Annotated in this window: 24 protein-coding genes and 1 tRNA gene; 14 read left to right on the top strand and 11 right to left on the bottom strand. The window is 58.5% G+C overall.

What is annotated here, in order from left to right:
- Positions 1 to 26: 26 nt before the first annotated feature.
- From KQI17_RS09065 to KQI17_RS09040, 6 genes are all read right to left on the bottom strand, one after another.
- Positions 27 to 323 carry an STAS domain-containing protein gene (locus KQI17_RS09065; RefSeq protein WP_216495837.1) on the bottom strand — a complete coding sequence of 99 codons (297 nt, stop codon included), beginning with the start codon at positions 321 to 323 and terminating at the stop codon, positions 27 to 29.
- 63 nt (positions 324 to 386) lie between these two features.
- A complete protein-coding gene (locus KQI17_RS09060) occupies positions 387 to 668 on the bottom strand; it encodes a hypothetical protein (RefSeq protein ID WP_216495836.1) in 282 nt (93 codons plus the stop codon).
- A gap of 182 nt (positions 669 to 850) precedes the next feature.
- Positions 851 to 2,128, bottom strand: a complete 1,278-nt coding sequence (locus tag KQI17_RS09055; RefSeq protein WP_216495835.1) for a sensor histidine kinase — start codon at positions 2,126 to 2,128, stop codon at positions 851 to 853.
- Positions 2,125 to 2,853: a LytTR family DNA-binding domain-containing protein gene (locus tag KQI17_RS09050; RefSeq protein WP_216495834.1), complete on the bottom strand. Its 729-nt coding sequence runs from the start codon at positions 2,851 to 2,853 to the stop codon at positions 2,125 to 2,127. Before KQI17_RS09050 ends, KQI17_RS09055 begins: the two co-directional genes overlap by 4 nt.
- A 337-nt stretch (positions 2,854 to 3,190) precedes the next feature.
- Positions 3,191 to 3,607: an N-acetyltransferase gene (locus tag KQI17_RS09045; protein WP_253285752.1), complete on the bottom strand. Its 417-nt coding sequence runs from the start codon at positions 3,605 to 3,607 to the stop codon at positions 3,191 to 3,193.
- 114 nt (positions 3,608 to 3,721) lie between these two features.
- Entirely contained in the window at positions 3,722 to 4,051 is a 330-nt protein-coding gene (locus KQI17_RS09040; protein ID WP_216495832.1) for a tRNA-binding protein, read from the bottom strand.
- 213 nt (positions 4,052 to 4,264) lie between these two features.
- On the opposite strand from KQI17_RS09040, the gene KQI17_RS09035 reads away from it, so the two are divergent.
- Genes KQI17_RS09035 through KQI17_RS09010 form a run of 6 tightly spaced genes read left to right on the top strand, consistent with a single transcriptional unit; the run spans position 4,265 to position 8,032 of the window.
- Positions 4,265 to 4,504 (top strand): hypothetical protein, encoded by a 240-nt coding sequence (locus KQI17_RS09035; RefSeq protein ID WP_216495831.1) that lies wholly within the window; start codon positions 4,265 to 4,267, stop codon positions 4,502 to 4,504.
- A gap of 36 nt (positions 4,505 to 4,540) precedes the next feature.
- The gene (locus KQI17_RS09030) at positions 4,541 to 5,293 is read left to right on the top strand and encodes a hypothetical protein (protein ID WP_216495830.1); all 753 of its coding nucleotides are present in this window, start codon (positions 4,541 to 4,543) and stop codon (positions 5,291 to 5,293) included.
- A 21-nt stretch (positions 5,294 to 5,314) separates the two neighbouring features.
- Complete coding sequence (locus tag KQI17_RS09025) at positions 5,315 to 6,352, top strand: hypothetical protein (protein WP_216495829.1); 1,038 nt, start codon at positions 5,315 to 5,317, stop codon at positions 6,350 to 6,352.
- Between the two features lie 32 nt (positions 6,353 to 6,384).
- The gene (locus KQI17_RS09020; protein ID WP_216495828.1) at positions 6,385 to 6,864 is read left to right on the top strand and encodes a hypothetical protein; all 480 of its coding nucleotides are present in this window, start codon (positions 6,385 to 6,387) and stop codon (positions 6,862 to 6,864) included.
- Between the two features lie 12 nt (positions 6,865 to 6,876).
- Positions 6,877 to 7,821, top strand: coding sequence for a hypothetical protein (locus KQI17_RS09015; RefSeq protein WP_216495827.1), 945 nt, complete (start codon positions 6,877 to 6,879; stop codon positions 7,819 to 7,821).
- A gap of 10 nt (positions 7,822 to 7,831) precedes the next feature.
- On the top strand, positions 7,832 to 8,032 hold the full coding sequence (locus tag KQI17_RS09010) for a hypothetical protein (protein WP_216495826.1): 201 nt from the start codon (positions 7,832 to 7,834) through the stop codon (positions 8,030 to 8,032).
- Between the two features lie 74 nt (positions 8,033 to 8,106).
- Here the strand turns inward: KQI17_RS09010 and KQI17_RS09005 are convergent, their stop codons facing one another.
- Positions 8,107 to 8,358, bottom strand: coding sequence for a hypothetical protein (locus KQI17_RS09005; RefSeq protein WP_216495825.1), 252 nt, complete (start codon positions 8,356 to 8,358; stop codon positions 8,107 to 8,109).
- Between KQI17_RS09005 and KQI17_RS09000 the strand changes: the two genes are divergently transcribed.
- Complete coding sequence (locus tag KQI17_RS09000) at positions 8,353 to 8,514, top strand: hypothetical protein (protein ID WP_216495824.1); 162 nt, start codon at positions 8,353 to 8,355, stop codon at positions 8,512 to 8,514. The two genes, KQI17_RS09005 and KQI17_RS09000, sit on opposite strands and share 6 nt — an antisense overlap.
- A gap of 248 nt (positions 8,515 to 8,762) precedes the next feature.
- Here the strand turns inward: KQI17_RS09000 and KQI17_RS08995 are convergent, their stop codons facing one another.
- Positions 8,763 to 10,208, bottom strand: a complete 1,446-nt coding sequence (locus tag KQI17_RS08995; protein ID WP_216495823.1) for a pyruvate carboxylase subunit B — start codon at positions 10,206 to 10,208, stop codon at positions 8,763 to 8,765.
- 405 nt (positions 10,209 to 10,613) lie between these two features.
- Between KQI17_RS08995 and KQI17_RS08990 the strand changes: the two genes are divergently transcribed.
- Positions 10,614 to 11,141 carry a manganese efflux pump MntP family protein gene (locus KQI17_RS08990; protein ID WP_253285754.1) on the top strand — a complete coding sequence of 176 codons (528 nt, stop codon included), beginning with the start codon at positions 10,614 to 10,616 and terminating at the stop codon, positions 11,139 to 11,141.
- A gap of 72 nt (positions 11,142 to 11,213) precedes the next feature.
- Here KQI17_RS08990 and KQI17_RS08985 read toward each other — a convergent pair whose 3' ends face one another.
- The 3 genes from KQI17_RS08985 to KQI17_RS08975 all read right to left on the bottom strand — a co-directional run bounded on the left by KQI17_RS08985 (position 11,214) and on the right by KQI17_RS08975 (position 13,215).
- Positions 11,214 to 11,363, bottom strand: coding sequence for a hypothetical protein (locus tag KQI17_RS08985; protein WP_022018892.1), 150 nt, complete (start codon positions 11,361 to 11,363; stop codon positions 11,214 to 11,216).
- Between the two features lie 77 nt (positions 11,364 to 11,440).
- The gene (locus KQI17_RS08980) at positions 11,441 to 12,571 is read right to left on the bottom strand and encodes an S-layer homology domain-containing protein (protein ID WP_216495821.1); all 1,131 of its coding nucleotides are present in this window, start codon (positions 12,569 to 12,571) and stop codon (positions 11,441 to 11,443) included.
- Complete coding sequence (locus KQI17_RS08975; RefSeq protein ID WP_216495820.1) at positions 12,568 to 13,215, bottom strand: redox-sensing transcriptional repressor Rex; 648 nt, start codon at positions 13,213 to 13,215, stop codon at positions 12,568 to 12,570. The genes KQI17_RS08980 and KQI17_RS08975 overlap by 4 nt, the downstream gene beginning before the upstream one ends.
- Before the next feature lie 149 nt (positions 13,216 to 13,364).
- Here KQI17_RS08975 and KQI17_RS08970 point away from each other — a divergent pair.
- From KQI17_RS08970 to KQI17_RS08945, 6 genes are all read left to right on the top strand, one after another.
- Positions 13,365 to 13,441, top strand: a tRNA-Arg gene (locus KQI17_RS08970).
- Positions 13,442 to 13,625: 184 nt separating this feature from the next.
- On the top strand, positions 13,626 to 14,186 hold the full coding sequence (locus KQI17_RS08965) for an RNA polymerase sigma factor (RefSeq protein ID WP_253285751.1): 561 nt from the start codon (positions 13,626 to 13,628) through the stop codon (positions 14,184 to 14,186).
- A complete protein-coding gene (locus KQI17_RS13640; RefSeq protein ID WP_253285750.1) occupies positions 14,183 to 15,409 on the top strand; it encodes a PepSY domain-containing protein in 1,227 nt (408 codons plus the stop codon). Before KQI17_RS08965 ends, KQI17_RS13640 begins: the two co-directional genes overlap by 4 nt.
- A 335-nt stretch (positions 15,410 to 15,744) precedes the next feature.
- Entirely contained in the window at positions 15,745 to 16,044 is a 300-nt protein-coding gene (locus tag KQI17_RS08955) for a nucleotidyltransferase domain-containing protein (protein WP_216495818.1), read from the top strand.
- 193 nt (positions 16,045 to 16,237) lie between these two features.
- Positions 16,238 to 16,633 (top strand): hypothetical protein, encoded by a 396-nt coding sequence (locus KQI17_RS13635; RefSeq protein WP_253285749.1) that lies wholly within the window; start codon positions 16,238 to 16,240, stop codon positions 16,631 to 16,633.
- Complete coding sequence (locus KQI17_RS08945) at positions 16,623 to 16,868, top strand: DUF6718 family protein (protein WP_216495817.1); 246 nt, start codon at positions 16,623 to 16,625, stop codon at positions 16,866 to 16,868. The genes KQI17_RS13635 and KQI17_RS08945 overlap by 11 nt, the downstream gene beginning before the upstream one ends.
- The last annotated feature ends 731 nt before the right edge of the window (positions 16,869 to 17,599 follow it).

Genomic DNA, 17,599 nt, shown 5'->3' with positions numbered 1-17,599 from the left:
TTTCCGCTGCGCTCCCGAACGAACGCTCATTCGATGCGAAGGATATCGGAAAAGCCCGTGACCTCAAACACCTCCATCACGGCCTCATTCACGTTCCGGAGCAGCATCACGCCCTGTCGGTTCATGAGCTTCTGCATCGCAAGCAGCACGCGAAGCCCCGCGGAGGAGATATACTCCAGCTTTTCCAGATCAAACACAAGGCGCGAGACGCCATCGACGCTGCCGCGGAGCTCCTCCTCCAGCTTCGGCGCGGTCGTCGTGTCCAATCTTCCCTCCAGAGCGACCGTCAGGGTCGTTCCGCTTACTGTCTTTTGAATGTTCATCGTGCCCCTCCGCATAAAGATCTTCCGTTGCCGCCGGCCGCGGCAGACCGGGCCGGCCGGAGACTATGGCTTGTCCTCCTGCCGCTCCGCCCTCCGCTCGAGCAGCATCTGATCCGTTTTCTGCCGCAGAAGCAGCAGCATATCCAGCTGCTCGGCGTTGAGGTCCAGCCCCCGCTCCCGGAACAGCGACAGGAGCTTTTCACGGTACTCGCCCTCCCGCAGCGTCGGATATTGCTTTGCCAGCTCGTTGAGCTTTTGCCGCAGCTCCTCGTTGGTGTCCGCTTCCCAGTTGAATTTGGCAGTCTCCGCAAAGGAGAGCTTTTTCTTCTTCCAAGGCCAGTTCATAAAGATTGTCCTTTCCGCGTCCCTGCGCTGTCGCCGGCGGACGGCATTCTTCCTTTTCCGGAGACAGCATAGCACAGCTGCGCTCCGCCGGAGCAAAAATACCGAAATTGGTCGTTCTGCCTCCCGAATTGGTCGCGGGCAAAAAAGAAAACCGCCCTCGGGAGGTTTTCCGGATTCCGTATCTATGGATTGAGAATGACGCAGGCGGTGCAGACGCCGGCTTCAACTTTGTAGTGTACCTCACCCTGATAGCGCTCGGCGGCGGAAACGATGCTGTCGATCCCGACGCTCCGCTCCGCGGGCAGGCCGTTTTCCAGCTTCAAGTTGACGCAGGGGTTGCTCACCGCGAGGACTGTCTTTTTCCCGACGTTTCGGATGTGGACGCGGATGGGGCCGGCGCTGTGCGCCGCGGTACAGGCGTTGAGGGCGTTTTCCAGAAGGTTCGCGAGGATGGCGACAAAGTCCACGTCGGCGACGTCGGACTGCGCCGGAGTGTCCGCCTGCGCGGTGAACGCCACGCCCGCCGCCTTCGCCTTTTCGGCGTAGGAGCGCAGCAGCTCGTTGACCATGGGGTGCGGGCACCACGCGGGGAAGTTCTCGGCGACCGCCTGCTCCTGCTCAAGATAGCGCAGGATGCCGTCGGTGTCACCCGCGCGCGCCATGGCGGCGATGCAGGCGTCGTGGTGCCGCTTGTCGTGGCGGATGCGGCGACTCTCCCGCTCCGCCCGGCCGACGGTCTCCACATAGCTCGTCAGGTATTCCAGCTTCTGCTTGACGAGCGCTTCTCTGGCGTCTCTGCGCATATAAAAAATGGTGCCGATGCTCAAAACGCTGACCGAGGCGTAGGTGCATACCGTGGAGCAGAAAGCGAACAGGGTATCCGGCTCCACTCCGTCGTCCAACCGTATCCTTGACATGAGGGCTATGAACAGAAAAAAATAGATCGCGGAAACGGCGCTCAGGAGTTTCCAGCTCTGCTTCCGAAAGCCGCTGACCTCGCGGAGCAGCGGCCTGCCGTATTTCCGGTAGGCGAGCAGGATCGGCAGCGCCGTGACAATATGGAGCGCGGTGCGCACAAGGTATTTGACCGCCATCGGGCGGTCGGGCAAAAGAAAATAGCACAGGTAAAGGCCGCCGGACCAGGAGATGCAGCACACGCAGAAAAACGTGATGAGCAGAAAGACCTTTTTCCAGAAGCCGTCCGCGGACACCGCAATGAAAACGGCGGAATAGCTGAGAAAGCCGACCGTCAGCGACACCGGCAGCCGCAGCGGCGCCGGCAGCAGGCCGAAGCACAGGTACAAATCCAACAGAAGGATAAGTCCCTCCGCGCCCCATAGCAGCGCTGTCCTTGGCACGGACCAGCGTCGCTCCTGCATCAGCAGCCCGGCCGCCAGCAGCGCCGCAAAGATCGCCAGTCCCACATAGAGGATCGTTCCGATGTAGCGGGGATCCGTCATCCGTTTCTGACCTCCTCTAAGTAGAAATCAAAGTATGCCTGCTTAATTTGGGCGCGCAGCCGCCGCGGAACGGGAATGCGCTCGCCGCCGTCCATGATAAGGTCCGTGCCGGAAAAGCAGCGGACGTGTGCAAGGTTCACAACGTAGGAGGCCCCGCACGGGATCATGCCGCGCCGTCCCGCCAGACAGTCCTGCAGCTGGGCGGCGGTCAGCCGCGCCGTCAGCTTCCGGCCGGAGGCCAGAGAGAAGCTGCGCCGCTTGCCGTCGGTCTCGATGTACAGCACGTCCTCCAGCGCGACGCGGTGCAGCTCGCCCTCGCAGGGGAGCAGGAGCCATGTCCGCTCCTGCCGTAGGGCGATCACACGGTCCAGCGAGGCGCTGAGCTTTTCCTGCGTGTACGGCTTTTGAATGTAGTCCGCGGCGTGGAGCGCGAAGGCGTCCACCGCGTAATCCGAGCTGGTCGTCAGGAAAAGGATGTCCGTATTTTCGCTGCACCGGAGGATGTCCCGCGCCAGCTCTGTCCCCAGCATTCCGGGCATACAAATGTCCAGCAGGGCGATATCCGGACAGCCGGCCTTCTCAAAGGCGTCCAGCATCGCAAAGGCGGAGGAATAGACGGTCGTCTCGATGCCGTGCTCCTGATGCGCGGCCGCGTAAACGCGGAGGTCCTCCGCGATCCGCTCGCGGTCTCCGGCGTCGTCGTCGCAAATGGCTATTTTCAGCATCGTCCCGCCTCCTTTGCCGTGCTTTTCTGTATTATATACCGCCGCTTGCCGCTTCGCAAGCGGTCGGCTCCGCCGGATCCAGCCGTTTTGCGGCTTTCCGCGCGGCGCCCCGCGTGAGGTCCATTGTATCAGCCGGAAGAACAATGCGCAAGCGAAACGCTTGCGCATTGTTGGCATTGTCGGTCATCCGTGGGTCGAGCCGCAGAAGGTCCTTGCGGAAATTAAAATCGAATAAGGCTCAACGATAAAGCCGGAGTGATCGGGAGCGACGGAAAGGCCGCGGCATAAGCTGTCGCGGTGTACTGCCGTCCGCGCACCGGCGCCCGGCGCGAGAAAATCACCGCGCCGTCCAATGGTATGCGATCCGGGGTGAGCCGTCCCTGACATGGATGATCCCGCACTTCTTAAAGCCGCTCTTCTCGATCAGCCGCTGCATCGTCGTATTGTTGGCGTGGGTATCGACGCGGACATTGGGGGAAATGCTTTTGCAATGATCAGCGGCGCATTGGAACAGCCCGTGGACCCGCCCGTCACCGGCCAGCCGATGGATCGTGACGTAGGGCTCGTCGTTCAACCATTCGCCCTCCTCGATGTGTGCGTAGGTTGGCTCCGCGCCATCAAACAGGGCAAATACCCCGTGTATGCCGGTCTCATCGTATATCACCTTGCAGACCTTTTTTTGAAGGTCGGACCGGATCAGGTCCGCGCTCGGATAAGAGCGACCCCATTGGGTGGGATTTCCCGACCGGATCATGTAGTCTTGTGCGTATTCGTATATTCTCCGGATCTCTCCGAGATCAGCTTCTGTCGCATTTCGCAGGCTGAGCATATGGTTTCCTCCGCTTTCCTTTGTTTGGCTTTCTCCGCGTCAGCCCAGCTTATCGCCGTTTTGGACCTTCTTGTCCGGTGTGACCAGCACGACGCCGCCCTCGCTGTATGTGCCGAGGACAAGGACCTCCGACATGAAATCGGCGATCTGCCGCGGCGGGAAATTGACGACGGCCAGCACCTGCTTGCCGATCAGCTCCTCCGGCTTATAGCGGTCGGTTATCTGCGCCGATGATCTTTTCGTGCCGATCTCGCCGCCGAAATCAAGCATCAGCTGATAGGCCGGCTTCCGCGCCTTTGCAAAGACCTTTGCGTCCGTGATCGTGCCGACGCGAATATCCAGCTTCATGAAATCATCAAATGCTGCCATGCTGAGCACATCCGTTCCTCGCACGATTTCTTGCGCTCAGCATACCACAGCTCCGGACGGTTGGCAATGGGGCGCGGCAGCCTTTTTGAAAAGAATACGCGCCTGCGCGAAAGACCTAACCTTTGGTTAATGGTTTTCCGTTTTCATCCGCCGTACAATGAAGGTACGGTGGATCTTTTATCCCCCAATACGCTGAAAAAGGAGGACGCACGCTTGAACCGGAGATACCTGTCAGCCGTTGAACCGCTGCCGGACCACATTCTGCAGGTCGATTTCGTATCTGGCAGCCGCCTGCTTCTGGACATGAAACCGTATCTCGACAAGACCCGCTTCCGCTCCCTTTCCGACCTGCGGGTATGGAGCAGCGCCGTGACCAACGGCATCTTCGTCCGCTTCGGAAGCGTGGAGCTGAGCCACGACGAGCTCCTTTCCATGGCGGAGCAGGAGCATTGAAGCAAACGATCTGGATCAAAAAAGGAGAGAAAAACGATGAAGAATCGAAAAAGCTATTATTCCCTGCTGCTGGCGCTGGTGCTGTGCCTGTGCCTGACCGCCTGCGGCGGCAGCGGCGATACCATCGACGACGGCAGCGAGGACTACAGCGGCAATGAGGTCAACACCCCGGATTCCTTTGAGGGGATGGTCAAGGACTCCGAGCTGGCGACGAACTATGCCATGTACTGGGGCACCTGGGTCGACGCGGACAACAACAGCGAGCTGATCGTGGCGATGGCCGATAGCGGAGATGAGGTCCGCTTTGATCTGTATCAGGACGGGAGCATAGAGGCAAGCGGCTTTGTCCAGTTCTCGCAGGAGTACAGCGGCGATTATTTCTACAACGAGTTCGACGGCTGGGCCCACCACTGCTGGCTGGCCGACGACGGCACGCTGCAGATCGAAGGCTTCGGCGGCTTTGAGAAGGACGCCTCCGCCGGCGACATGGACGCGTCGGACACGGGCGCTGCCGACGATGTTTCCGCGCTGGCGGGTATGTGGTATCTGGACGGCGACGTGAATGCCGCGAGCTGGATCGAGTTCGACGGCTCCGGCATCTGGACGCTGTACGAGCGCTCGGCCGAGGGCGATTGGAGCGAGGCCGACTACGGGACGCTCCGCGCGAACGGAGACAGCCAATACGAGGCGGTATCCGACGCGTATGAGGGTGTAAGCTACGACGCCTATCTGGCGGATGATAACGCGATGTACTGGGGCGGCGAGAACGACTATTACCAGAGAACATAAGCAGCGGGGAGGGAAGTGGCGATGAAGACGCGGAAAAAATACCGGTCCCTTCTGCTGACGCTGCTCCTCTGCCTGAGCCTGACCGCCTGCGGCAGCCCGGAGGACGACCTGGCATCACCGGAGGAGACCGCAAAGGGAAACACGCTGGTGACCGATATGGAATTCCTTGACGGAATGTGGAGCGTCGACGGCCTTTCCATGCTCTATTTCGACAGCGGGAACGGCTGGTACATCTACCATTCCGCTTACGGCCCCACCGGATACGGCGAATTTACCGACGAGACCGGCAAGCCCATGATCAATTACGCCGGCTTCCTGTACGACTTCTATCTGCGCGAGGACGGCGTACTGCTGCCAAACCAGAACGGCAGCGGCGGCAGCGATACGCCGAGCATCGACCACCATACCTTCCGCCGCGACGACGCGGCGGAGCTCACGGTGTGGACGCTGGAGGATCTGGACGGGAGCTGGCAGAACGCAGCGGGCGAGACCATTGTGATCGATGCCGCGGCGGGCGAATATACCGCTCAGGCGCCGCGCTATTCCGCGGAGGGCACCGCCAGAGACGAGTGGCAGGGCATGGGGCCTTACCTCTACGACAACGGCAGCCGTGCCTATCTCTGTCCCGCGCCTGACGGCGGCAGCTTTACGATCTCAAGCGGCGTTGCCGGATGCTACAGCGAGGGTGGACATTTCGACGGCGTCTTTTACCGCATAGACGGCGCGGACGTCTCCGCCGGCGTCTCCACCGACGTCTGGAGCGATGAGCTCTATCAGCACGACGCCTGCCAGTTCGAGGGCGTCTGGTATCCCGACGGCGACCTTGCGGCGGAGACCTATATCCGGATCGACGATATCGGACGCTGGAGCTATTACCGGCGCGCTCCCGGCGCCGAGCCCGTGGAGACGGACTATGGGACCTTTTCCTATTCTGTCGACGAGACCAGCATCTACTATGCGGATTCCGCCCTGCACGACGGTGTATCCTACCGCGTGTTCGAGCTGGACGACGATGCTCTGGTGTGGGACGACGAAGGCACATACTATTGGATGGAATGACGGAAGGAGCGTGAAGGAACCGGATGAAACGAATGAAAAAACGCCTTGCACTGCTGCTCGCGGCGCTCCTCTGCCTGAGCCTGACCGCCTGCGGCAATCAGGACGGCGACAAAGCGGGCGGCGACTGGCGCACCACCGGCGTGGTCGATGCCTACGGCACGGTCGCGCGGGACGGGGAGGAGATCGATGTGTGCGCCTGCCTCGGCCCCAAAGCGCTGTATTTCTATTACAACAATGAAAAGCACGAGCTGTTTGACACCGCCGTGCTTCCGACTGACGAGCTTGGCGATGAGGACTGGCAGTTCGGCGAGATGTCCCTCAGCGACTTCAGCGGAGACTACAACAGCGACCTGCGGCTCACGATCTTCCACGAGGACATGAGCGAATCCTACATCGTGTGGGAGTGGGAAAAGAACGCCGGCTATCTCTACCGGCCGTCCGACTCCTATTTCCGCGAGAGCCGCGTGGTCGATGAGCCGCCGGCGGATGACAGCCTGACGGAGCAGACATGATGGAGGGCAGCCATGAAAACAAAAAAAGATAAATTCGAGCCGATCGGCACGGAACGGATGACCGACGCGGAGCTGTCGAAGCAGTTGGGAGGCTATCAGAGAACGGAGAGCATCAGCATATCGCTGGGCGTTTTACTGGTGATCGCCGGGTGTATTTCGATGTTTATACAGCGTGACCCCTTTTTGGTCTGCGCTTTGGCGTTCCCCGGCGTGGCACTGTTTCTGCTGGTGGCCAAGCCCGCTCAAACGAAGAAAAAAGCTCTGATGCAGCAGCAGCTGGGCGGCTTCTTCCGCACGGAGCTGACAAAAGCCTTCGGTCCGGAGCCGGAGCCGGCCACACTGCCCATCGACTGGGCGTACTTGGCGGCGGCAAAGCTGTCGGCGGTCCCCTTTACGGAGTGTACCGTGACGGACTTCCACGAGGGCGAGCACAAGGGGCTGCGGTTCTCCGCGGCCAACGTGGAGCTGCGCCGCACGGTGGAGGAGAAGTCCGGCCCCGACAACGACAACTGGATGACCCGAACCGAGACGCTGTTCCGCGGCATCGTGGTCCGCTGCAAGGACATCTGCGACCCGACGCTGGACATCGCCCTGAACGACCTGTTTCAAGAACGGAAGAAGGACGACATCACCGACCCTGCCGCCTTCCGGAAGCACTTTGCCGCTCACACGGCGGATGGCCGGGAGGCGGACGATCAGGTCACACCGCAGCTGCGTGACCTGGTGCAGAAGCTGGAGGCATCTTCCAACAGTGCCAAGCTGTGCGGTCTTATCCTACGTGACGGCGATCTGACGCTGGCCCTGAACACCCGGTATGTGTTTGCGGGCGTTCCGGAGGAGCTGGATCTGCGGGACATCGACGGCATCCGCAAGTGGTTCACCGCCTCGCTGACCGGTATGGGCAATCTTCTGGATCTGATAACGGAAAGCCCCGCCTTGACGGGCGCGGCGGAATAAGGAGGACGATATGCCTCTTTGGTTAGCCGTTGTGCTGCTTTTGCTGGCGCTGGGCGGCATCGTGCTGTGCCGCAGGTATCTGCGGCATGACCGCTCGGCACAGGCTTTGTGCATCGTGGTGTGCGCGCTGGTCGCGCTGGCCTGCGCGGTTTATATCGGTCTGACCGTCCTGCTTGTGGCGGCGGTGCAGGACCGCCCGCCCACGCTCTGAGGGCGGCATAAGGCATAAGAGGACGCGCCATTCTCGACGGAAAAGCCGCCGGTTCGTTTATCGAACCGGCGGCTTTATCGTATTGCTTTGGGCAGCGCACGGTAGTATTTTTCCATTTCGCTGTACCGGAAGGCGATCAGACAGCCCGGCGGCGCGCCGCGGGAGAGCAGCACGAAGCAGCGGTCCGATCCGGAGCGGATCAGCTCGCACAGGGCGTTCCAGTCGTTCTCGTCCTGCATATTCTGCAGGTCGTCGAGCAGCAGAACGCGCCACCTGCCGTCGGCAGGCGGGAGCGCGAGGCCCTCGTCACCGGCGGACAGGTGCAAAACGTCCTGCCCGCGCAGCAGAGTCTCGGCGAGCGCGGTCTTACCGAAGCCGCAGGGGCGCTGAAAAAGAGAACGCGCCCTCCGACCATGAAGTGTTCAAAGCGTTCCGCGATGGCGGATTTAATGATGATCTCCGGCACGTTTCATCCTCCGTAAAGCATAATGGCATGGTTTTATCTCGGGTATCTCCACTATACACGTTCAAACGGAAATGTAAATCATACCAAAGTATGAGAAAACGGACGAAACGGCGGAGATCCATTCACTTTTTCCTTACGGGATAGCAGACCTCGGTGACGAACTCGCTCGGTGTCGGGATATCGGCCCTTGACGGCCTTCTGCGCTTCGACAATTTTTGCGCAAAAGAAATGAGACAGCCGAGGCTGTCTCATTTCGGGCGTTCGTTACTTTTTGCGGGAGAGCGGCGCGATGTGGCGCTCAACCTTCTCCGCGTGCTCGAGCGGCTTGATGAAGCGCTGGCCGAGCGGATGGCGCGTGTTGCGCAGCTTGATGAACTTCTCCGCCACCTGCGGGAAGAGGGCGAGGGAGAGCACGTCCTCCTCGCTGCGGGCGAGGCCCTTGTACTGCTCGCGGTACTTCGGCAGCTCCGGCTCAATGAGGTCGGCGTGGCGGCAGGTGATGACGTCCTCGGGCTTGATGCCCGCCTTGGCGCGCACCTCCTCGTTGACCGTGCCGGGCAGCTTGCCGTACTCGCCGCGCAGCATGGCACGGGATTCCTTCGGGAAGTTCTTGTAGCGCTCGCCGAAGATAATGTTCATCACGGCCTGCGTGCCGACGATCTGGCTCGACGGCGTGACCAGCGGGGGATAGCCGAAGTCCTCACGCACGCGGGGGATCTCGGCGAGCACGTCGTAATACTTGTCCTCCTTGCCTGCCTGCTTGAGCTGCGAGATGAGGTTGGAGAGCATACCGCCGGGCACCTGATAGAGCAGGGTGTTGGTGTCGACGTTGAGCACCTTGGGATCGAGCGCGCCGCTTGCCTTGAGGCGCTCGGCGACCTTACGGAAGTGGACGGCGGCCTCGCTCATCTTGCCGAGGTCCAGACCCGTGTCGCGCACGGTGCCACGGAGCGTGGCGACGAGGGATTCCGTCGCGGGCTGGGAGGTGCCGTTGGCGAGCGGGGAGAGCGCGGTATCCACGATGTCCACGCCGGCCATCGCCGCCATGAGATAGACCATGTCGCCCGTGCCGCTGGTGTTGTGGGTGTGCAGGTGGATGGGAATGCTGACGGTCTCCTTCAGGCGCTTGACGAGGGAGTAGGCGTCCATCGGCAGCAGGAGGTTCGCCATGTCCTTGATGCACAGGGCGTCCGCGCCCATCTCCTCCAGCTCGCGGCCGAGCTTGACAAAATAGTCCTCGTTGTGGATGGGAGAAATGGTATAGGAAAGAGTCGCCTCGACCTGTCCACCGTATTTCTTGGTGGACTTGATGGCCTGCTCCAGATTGCGCACGTCGTTGAGCGCGTCGAAAATGCGAATGATATCGATGCCGTTTTCAATGCTCTTGGCGCAGAACTCGTCCACCACGTCGTCGGCATAGTGCTTGTAGCCGAGAATGTTCTGACCGCGGAAGAGCATCTGCAGCTTCGTGTGCGGCAGGTGCGCGCGCAACTGGCGCAGGCGCTCCCATGGGTCCTCGTTCAGGAAGCGCAGGCAGCTGTCGAAGGTCGCGCCGCCCCAGCACTCGAGGGAATAGTAGCCGATGGAGTCGAGCACCTCGCAGGCGGGGAGCATATCCTCCAGCGTCATGCGCGTGGCCGCCTGCGACTGATGCGCGTCACGCAGGATGGTATCGGTGATCAGAAGCGGCTTATTCGATAAAAATTCCATAAGAACAGGAGGTCCTTTCCTAAAATTACCTTTAGTTTAGCATACTGCCGCAGATTTAGCAAGAGGGTATTTGACGGATTTCCGTCATTTAACGGCAAGAAAATGACGGAGAAGTTGCGAAAAACGGCAAAGCGGTAAAAGTGCTGTAAAAGAGGCGTGGCCGGCCTTGACTTTTTCCCTTGCCTTGTGCTATACTGTGCAGGCTTTGAGGGAGTAGATGGCGCGAGAGCGTGGCAAGTCAACAGACTGGCCGAAAGGCCTGGCTTGTCTTAAACACCGAGACTCAAGTATGGCTTCGCCGTACCTGTGTCTTGTCTTCGGGTGCGGCGACGTACCTGATTTTTTATGTGCGGAGGACAAACCGTGGGATTTTTTGAACTGTTCCTGATCGGCATCGGCCTTTCGATGGACGCTTTTGCCGTGGCCATCTGCAAGGGCCTCGGCATGGAGAGGATCAACAAGCGCGACGCGCTGCTGCTGGCGTTGTTCTTCGGCGGCTTTCAGGCGCTCATGCCGCTCATGGGCTATCTGCTCGGCAGCCGGTTCGCGAGCTACATCGAGCGCTGGGATCATTGGATCGCCTTTGTGCTGCTCGCCTTCATCGGCAGCAGCATGATCCGCGAGAGCCGTGAGCAAGAGGAAGAGGAGATCGAGCACGGCGGGAGCATCCGCTATCGCGAGCTCTTCACGCTGGCGGTCGCCACGAGCATCGACGCGCTGGCCGTCGGCGTCTCGTTCGCCTTCCTCGGCGTGCGCATCGCGCCCGCCGTCACGCTCATCGGCTGCACGACCTTTGTGCTCACGCTCGTGGGCGTTTGGGTCGGCAATCTCTTCGGCTCGCGCTACAAGAGCCGCGCAGAGCTGACCGGCGGTATCATTCTTATCCTGATCGGCGTGAAGATCTTGCTCGAGCATTTGGGCATTTTAGGATAAGATCACTGTAATATTGATAAAAAAGAGGACTGCGCTCACGCGCAGTCCTCTTTGTGTAGCTTGTGTCGATGCTCAGCAGCCGCAGCCGTTGTTGCAGCCGCAGCCATTGTTGCAGCCACAGCCGTTGCCGCACCCGCCGCCGCAGCCGCAGCAGCAGATCAGGAGCAGAATGATAATGATGATCCAGCAGCACCCGCCGCCGCCAAAACCGTTATTGCACATAAAAGCAACCTCCCATGAAGATAGAGCCGCCGCCGTGGCGGTCTCAATCCATAGTATGCGCCTCGTGCAAAAGAGTGTCAGGCGATCCGCGCGGTTTTGACGAGTGCCTGCGCGGCACGGTAGCCTGCATCGGTGAACACACCCGCGTCGATGAGCTTCCGGCTCAGCGCGGCGCCGCCGCTTGTGCGGACGGAGAGCGCGTAGTAGGAGAGGTAAGCGACGTCCGCGCGTAGGAAGTCGGAGGACCGGAGCGCTGTGCGCTCGCCGGCAGTCAGGACGCCCGCGGCCACGGCGCGGTCGAGCGCATCGGAAATATTGGTGGTGGCGGTGGAGCTGTAGCCGAGCGCGCGGAGCATGAACTCCACATACATGACGGCGGAGGCCGTCTGCTGCGTGCCGAAGTAGGAATAGCCGAGGCTGTCCGTTCCCACGCCGTTGCTGTAGCCCCTTTCATAGGCGTAGGCGACGTAGGGGGCGCACCAATCCGGCACATCGATGAAGGGATGGGAGACCGTACAGGCCAGCGCGGCCTTTTCCTCACCGAGCATACGGATGAGCATGACGAGCGCCTCGGCGCGGGTGGGAGCCTTTTCCAGCTCATAGCCGCTGCCGATGCCGCTGCCCGTGCCGCGGAAGAGGGAGAGCGACTGGAGCGCCTCGGCCATCGCGTTGCGGTCCGGCTTGTCGGAAAGGGCGAAGTGATAGCTGCCGCAGTAGCTGAGCACGGCGGTCTTGGACGTGCAGGTGAACAGCGCCGTGGTGTCCTCGGCGACGAGGCAGCGGTGGTTGATGGGAATGGCGCTGCCGCTCGTAAGCTCTCTGCCGTCGGTCACGTCCACGACCGTGCCGGCGGAAAAGGAAACGGTCAGCTCACCGGCGAGAGGGATGACCTGCAAGCCCGTGACGCCGGAGAGAATGTCGTCCTGCTTGACGCGCGCTTCGGTAAAGACGGCGGCGTAGTCGGAGCCGACAGCGGCCTCCGCCGCCGCGACCGCGGCATTCCAGCGGGACTTGGCGTCGTCGAGCGCGCCGGCATCCGCCTTGGTAACGGCCTCGTCGATCCTTTTCTCCGCCTGTCGGCGGAACGTGCCGTTCAGAAAGTCCAGCGAGATGAGAGGATCGCTCGCGTCGCCGCCCGCGGCGACGGCGTAGCCGACAAACACGAGCGCGGTCAGGACGAGAGCGAGAAGGAAGGTGCGTTTTTTCATTTCGGCTCCTTTACTCCGGGGGAAAAATGCTTGGTGATGCGGTAGCTGAGCGTGAGCAGACTGTCGGCAAAGTGGACGTTTTCAAAGAAAACGTTGCCGCTGAGCTCGACGTTGGTGAAGTTCCAGATGCCCTGTACACCGAGGGCGATGAGGCGGTCAGCGACCTCCTGTGCGACGCATTTGGGCACCGTCAGCACCGCGACGGAGGGGTGATTGGCGGTGCAGTAGGCGTCCAGCTCGTCCATCCCGCGAATGGTGACGCCGTTCACCGTGGTGCCGATGACGGCGGGGGAAACGTCGAAGGCGGTGTCGAAGAGGAAGCCGCCCTGGTCGAAGTCAAAGTTCTGCAGCAGCGCGTGACCGAGGTGGCCCGCGCCGACGACGATGAGGCGGCGCTTGTCATCCACGCCGAGGATGTGGCCGATCTCGGCGCGCAGCTCCATGATGTTGTAGCCGTAGCCCTGCTGACCGAATTCGCCGAAGCAGCTCAGATCCTGCCGGATCTGTGAGGCGGTGATGCCCATACGCTTGCCGAGCGAGCCGGAGGAGATGCGCACGATGCCCTTGGCGTGTAGCTCGTCGAGGTAGCGATAGTAGCGGGGAAGACGCCGGATCACGGCGTCGGAGATCTTCTCTTTTTTCATGCTCTGTCTCTTTTTTCAAATTTATAGATTGTCTCTATTGTAGAGGATGAAAGAAAAGTTGTCAATTTTTTTAACGATCTTTTTTCTACCAAATTTTGCTTTACAGTTTCGTAGAAGTTTGCTATACTATGGAGCGTTGAAGGAAATATGTGCCCGTAGCTCAGTTGGATAGAGCGTTGGACTCCGACTCCAAAGGCCGCTGGTTCGAATCCAGTCGGGCATACCAAAGCCTGCCGTTCTTGCTTGCGGTAGGCTTTTCTTTTTGCTGTTTCCGCAGTAAAAAGGGGACGAACTTCTTTGCCTAGCCCCATTGCATTCTTCTTTAAAAAATTTAAATTGCCCTGCAATAAATTATCCTTTCCGTGCATTACATGGATGACAGGAGACGGAAGCCTATGCTCAGCTTGCTGATGACAACCGAATACGCCCCGGCAGAGGATCGGCACGAGCTGCAGCAGTTGATCCTCCGCGTTGCCGGCGGTGAGCGTGAAGCCCTCGCGGAGCTGTATCAACGCACGCGCTCGGCGGTGTACGGTCTCGCGCTTTCCTACCTCAAAAATGCGCATGACGCGCAGGACCTTACGCAGGACGTCTATGTACAGGTGTGGGACTGCGCGGAGCAGTACCGCCCAACCGGTTCGCCGATGGGCTGGCTGCTGGCGGTCTGCCGCAATCTGTGCCTGATGCGCCTGCGGCGCGAGGAGCGTCATGCCGCGCTCAGCGAGGAGGAATGGGACGCCATTCCCGCGCAGGAGTGTGGACTGGACGCCGATGAGCGCACCCTTTTGCAGCAAGCGCTGGCAAGCCTTGCGGACGAGGAGCGTCGCATCGTGCTGCTTCACGCGGTCACGGGCATGAAGCACCGGGAGATCGCGGCGCTGCTGGAGCTGCCGCTTCCGACCGTCCTGTCGAAATATCACAGAGCATTGAAAAAAATGCGAGCTTATCTGGAAGGAGACAACGCCAAATGACCAACGAAAAAATGGAGCAGCGTCTGGCCGCGGCGGTCGAAAAGACCGCGCCGAACGATGTGAACGGCGTTCTCTCCCGCTGTGAAGAGCGGAAAGGAACGGTCATTCCCATGACGACAAAGAAAACGACGAAGAGAAAATGGACATCGCTCATTGCCGCCTGCCTTGCGGTGATGCTGCTCGGCGGCGGAGGGCTGTTCTACCAGCGGGCGAACGCGGTAGCCTCCGTGGTGTCGCTGGACGTGAACCCGAGCATCGAGCTGAAGGTGAATCGGAGCGAAAAGGTGCTTGTCTGCACGCCGCTCAACGAGGACGCGAAGGCCATCCTTGCGGATATGGGCAACGGCGCGGACCTCAAGGGTGCGAAGCTCGATGTGGCAGTAAATGCCATCGTAGGCAGCCTTGTGCGGAACGGATATCTCAACAGCATTTCCTCCGCCATCATGATCTCGGTGGAGGACAAGGATACCGCCCGTGCGGAAAAGCTCCAGCGTGAATTGACGAGCACCGTAGACGGTGTTTTGCAGACGAGCGAATCGAGGGCGTCCGTCCTGACGCAGACGCTGACGCAGGACGCGGGACTTACGCAGCAGGCGCGGGAAAACAGCATTTCGACCGGAAAGGCGGCGCTGGTGAACCGTGTGCTTGCACTCAACGCAACGCTGAAGTTTGACGCGCTGGCGAAGCTCTCGGTCGAGGAGCTCAAGGACCTCGCCGAGGCGGGCGCGCCCGCCATGCCGATCGGCAAAGCTGCCGCCGCCTATGCTGCGGAGCAGTATGCCGGAACAACGGAGCTGGATTCCGTTACGGCAGAGGTCGATCCCGAGCTTGACGAGTTCCCCGCGCACTATGAGGTGGAGCTGCACACGGCATGGGGCGAGTTCGAGTATTTGGTGGATGCCTACACAGGGAAGGTGCTCAGCGGGCAGAAAGATTTATTGGCCGCCGTTTCCATATCGAGTGAAACGACGAAGCCCTCTGGTCAAAAGCCTACGCCGTCCAAAGCGGTGCAGGATATCGGCTACGCCAAGGCGAAGTCCATCGCCCTGAACCATGCGGGCGTGAGTGAAAATCAGGCGTATGACATGGACATTGAGCTGGATGATGAGGACGGAAAGCTCGTCTACGAAATCGAGTTCAAATCCGGCAATATGGAATATGACTACGAGATCGACGCAGCCTCCGGTGCGATCCTCAAGCATGAGGCGGAGTTGGACGATTGATCTTGTGTATCTGCCGCCGGTCCGTTCATTGGACCGGCGGCAGATGCGCGGGAAAAAGGAAAAAGCATAAACCTGTGACTTATGATGGACAGAGGCCGCACCCGGTACCAGATTACCGAGGAAACCGAACAGAGTGACGGCTCTGTGTTTGTCCGAGTCCGCAAGCAGTATAACGACAAAGCCGATGTGAGCGAATATGTCAACTGGCACCAAACCGGCCTGAATTTAATCAGGCGGGTTTGTGATAGAAACTGCCATAAAAATCACTTTTATTTTTAAGGGCCTCATGTTATACTTTATACTGCAAATAAAGAATTTGCTATGGGGGCGATATAGTGGAAAAGCTAAATGCAATTCGAGAACAAGTCATTCGACTCTGCGCTCCAGAGAAGATTCTACTATTCGGTTCGCAGGCGAAAGGAACTGCGACTGCAAAAAGTGATATTGATTTTTGTGTCATAGCATCGACAAAGGACAAACGGTCATTATTGACGGATTTATATTGTGATACGGAATCTGATACGCCGATTGACTTCCTTCTGTATACGCCGGAAGAATGGGAACACAGTGTAGCGGATAGCCAGAGCTTTGCCAACAAATTGAACCGAAAGGGAGTTGTACTCTACGAACGATGAATTTATTTATTCCAAAAGATATTCTTGATTTGTTGTCTTATCGTTCAACGCTTGGGCGAAGTTTGAAGCAGATATCATTAAGTGCAACACCAATACGATCCTTGATGATATAGCGAAGTACAGAGCAGGGTATATTGATACACTGGTTCAGGAGAATTTAATAGGTTCCCGCTTCAAAAGCGATGACTCCATCATGCGGAAATATGAAAAGACGCTCGCTAACCACGGCGGCTTTAAGCAGTGCTTTAATGATGTGCTTGGATTCCGGCTTCGCTTCGACGAGTATCCTAACGACTTCCCAGACTATTTTAGAGTCGTTGATTTGCGGAACGGAAAACAGGTAGATGATGGTTATCGTGCGATTCACCTTTATTATCAGAGAGATAGTTTAGCATACCCAATAGAAGTGCAGCTGTGGTGTGGAAAGGATTACCACTTTAACCTCTGGAGCCACCAGTATGTCTACAAGTACAAAAGTCCGGAAATCGGGAAAAAGCTTTATCAGGAGTATACTGCCAATATACTCAAAACCGAGCAGGACTTCCAAAAGAGATTGCAGGAACTGGAGGAGTATGACAATGGGCGATAAAAAAATATACATCGTTGCAAAAATCTTTGATCAGCGGGGCTGTCTTGCCTACTGCTGCAAGACGCCCAACGAGGCCCGCTGCCTACCCGGAACACTGGAGGCATTGAGAGCGGATGGAGTTCAAATTGTTATTCTGGACTCTCCCGAGATTTATTCTGAATATGCGCCATACACCTATATCGAAGACATGAAAGAGTTCATCGATAAGGTTGCTCAGTTGAATCGAGCTGCGTGACCTGCGACCCGCTCAGACTACTATTTGACTATTACCGCAAAAAACCTCGGACGCCCTGCGCTGCAAGGCGTCCGAGGTTTTTCTTCAAAATGCCGAAAATTTGTGCAATCTCAACCAAGCCCTTGCGCCGCAGGGCTTTCCGGCTTGACGGCCTGATAACTCCGACTCCAAAGGCCGCTGGTTCGAATCCAGTCGGGCATACTAGAAGGTGGCAACAATTCGGATATTTTAAGCGCAACGCTTAGAATACCAAAGGGCTGCCGCCTTTTTTCTTTCAAATTCCGCACTCAGAAAAAAGATATTTTCGCGTTATTTTGGTAACTGGGGAGATTCGAACTCCCCCTTTCACAGATTCAAAGGTAAAATCCTGAGAAGCGCCCTTTTTGCGGGTGCAGAATAGAGCGATTTTTCCTCAAAATTTCATATGATCTTTCAGGCGTCTGTTTGTTGGTTTCGTCGAAGCCATCAAATAGGCGCCCTTTTTCATTTCACAACTTAATCCGTCAACCGGCCGGAGCATTTTTAGGATGCTCCGGCCTATTTTTGGTGCCTTAAGGCGTGGAAATAACCCCCCAGTTCTACTGGGGGAAGAAAAATAGCTTTAGCATGAGTAAAACCTCCTATTGCGGTATACTGGTAAAGGTTTGGCGACCGCATTACCAGAGCAATAGGAGGTTTTATGCAATTTAAAAAAGACGAAAGAAACGAAATAAAGAGCACATCACATTCAA

Source organism: Oscillibacter sp. MSJ-31, from assembly GCF_018918025.1.
Taxonomy (GTDB): Bacteria; Bacillota; Clostridia; order Oscillospirales; family Oscillospiraceae; genus Hominicoprocola.
The sequence above is the reverse complement of the archived record's forward strand: the minus strand, read 5'-3'. Positions and strand labels throughout refer to the sequence as shown.

What these genes read in the sequence shown, in the direction of transcription:
- KQI17_RS09065 (WP_216495837.1), bottom strand. Translation starts at nt 323, where the DNA reads ATGAACATTCAAAAGACAGTAAGCGGAACGACCCTGACGGTCGCTCTG.
- KQI17_RS09060 (WP_216495836.1), bottom strand. Translation starts at nt 668, where the DNA reads ATGAACTGGCCTTGGAAGAAGAAAAAGCTCTCCTTTGCGGAGACTGCC.
- KQI17_RS09055 (WP_216495835.1), bottom strand. Translation starts at nt 2,128, where the DNA reads ATGACGGATCCCCGCTACATCGGAACGATCCTCTATGTGGGACTGGCG.
- KQI17_RS09050 (WP_216495834.1), bottom strand. Translation starts at nt 2,853, where the DNA reads ATGCTGAAAATAGCCATTTGCGACGACGACGCCGGAGACCGCGAGCGG.
- KQI17_RS09045 (WP_253285752.1), bottom strand. Translation starts at nt 3,607, where the DNA reads ATGATCCGGTCGGGAAATCCCACCCAATGGGGTCGCTCTTATCCGAGC.
- KQI17_RS09040 (WP_216495832.1), bottom strand. Translation starts at nt 4,051, where the DNA reads ATGGCAGCATTTGATGATTTCATGAAGCTGGATATTCGCGTCGGCACG.
- KQI17_RS09030 (WP_216495830.1), top strand. Translation starts at nt 4,541, where the DNA reads ATGAAGAATCGAAAAAGCTATTATTCCCTGCTGCTGGCGCTGGTGCTG.
- KQI17_RS09025 (WP_216495829.1), top strand. Translation starts at nt 5,315, where the DNA reads ATGAAGACGCGGAAAAAATACCGGTCCCTTCTGCTGACGCTGCTCCTC.
- KQI17_RS09020 (WP_216495828.1), top strand. Translation starts at nt 6,385, where the DNA reads ATGAAAAAACGCCTTGCACTGCTGCTCGCGGCGCTCCTCTGCCTGAGC.
- KQI17_RS09015 (WP_216495827.1), top strand. Translation starts at nt 6,877, where the DNA reads ATGAAAACAAAAAAAGATAAATTCGAGCCGATCGGCACGGAACGGATG.
- KQI17_RS09010 (WP_216495826.1), top strand. Translation starts at nt 7,832, where the DNA reads ATGCCTCTTTGGTTAGCCGTTGTGCTGCTTTTGCTGGCGCTGGGCGGC.
- KQI17_RS08995 (WP_216495823.1), bottom strand. Translation starts at nt 10,208, where the DNA reads ATGGAATTTTTATCGAATAAGCCGCTTCTGATCACCGATACCATCCTG.
- KQI17_RS08990 (WP_253285754.1), top strand. Translation starts at nt 10,614, where the DNA reads ATGGACGCTTTTGCCGTGGCCATCTGCAAGGGCCTCGGCATGGAGAGG.
- KQI17_RS08985 (WP_022018892.1), bottom strand. Translation starts at nt 11,363, where the DNA reads ATGTGCAATAACGGTTTTGGCGGCGGCGGGTGCTGCTGGATCATCATT.
- KQI17_RS08980 (WP_216495821.1), bottom strand. Translation starts at nt 12,571, where the DNA reads ATGAAAAAACGCACCTTCCTTCTCGCTCTCGTCCTGACCGCGCTCGTG.
- KQI17_RS08975 (WP_216495820.1), bottom strand. Translation starts at nt 13,215, where the DNA reads ATGAAAAAAGAGAAGATCTCCGACGCCGTGATCCGGCGTCTTCCCCGC.
- KQI17_RS08965 (WP_253285751.1), top strand. Translation starts at nt 13,626, where the DNA reads ATGACAACCGAATACGCCCCGGCAGAGGATCGGCACGAGCTGCAGCAG.
- KQI17_RS13640 (WP_253285750.1), top strand. Translation starts at nt 14,183, where the DNA reads ATGACCAACGAAAAAATGGAGCAGCGTCTGGCCGCGGCGGTCGAAAAG.
- KQI17_RS13635 (WP_253285749.1), top strand. Translation starts at nt 16,238, where the DNA reads ATGCGGAAATATGAAAAGACGCTCGCTAACCACGGCGGCTTTAAGCAG.
- KQI17_RS08945 (WP_216495817.1), top strand. Translation starts at nt 16,623, where the DNA reads ATGGGCGATAAAAAAATATACATCGTTGCAAAAATCTTTGATCAGCGG.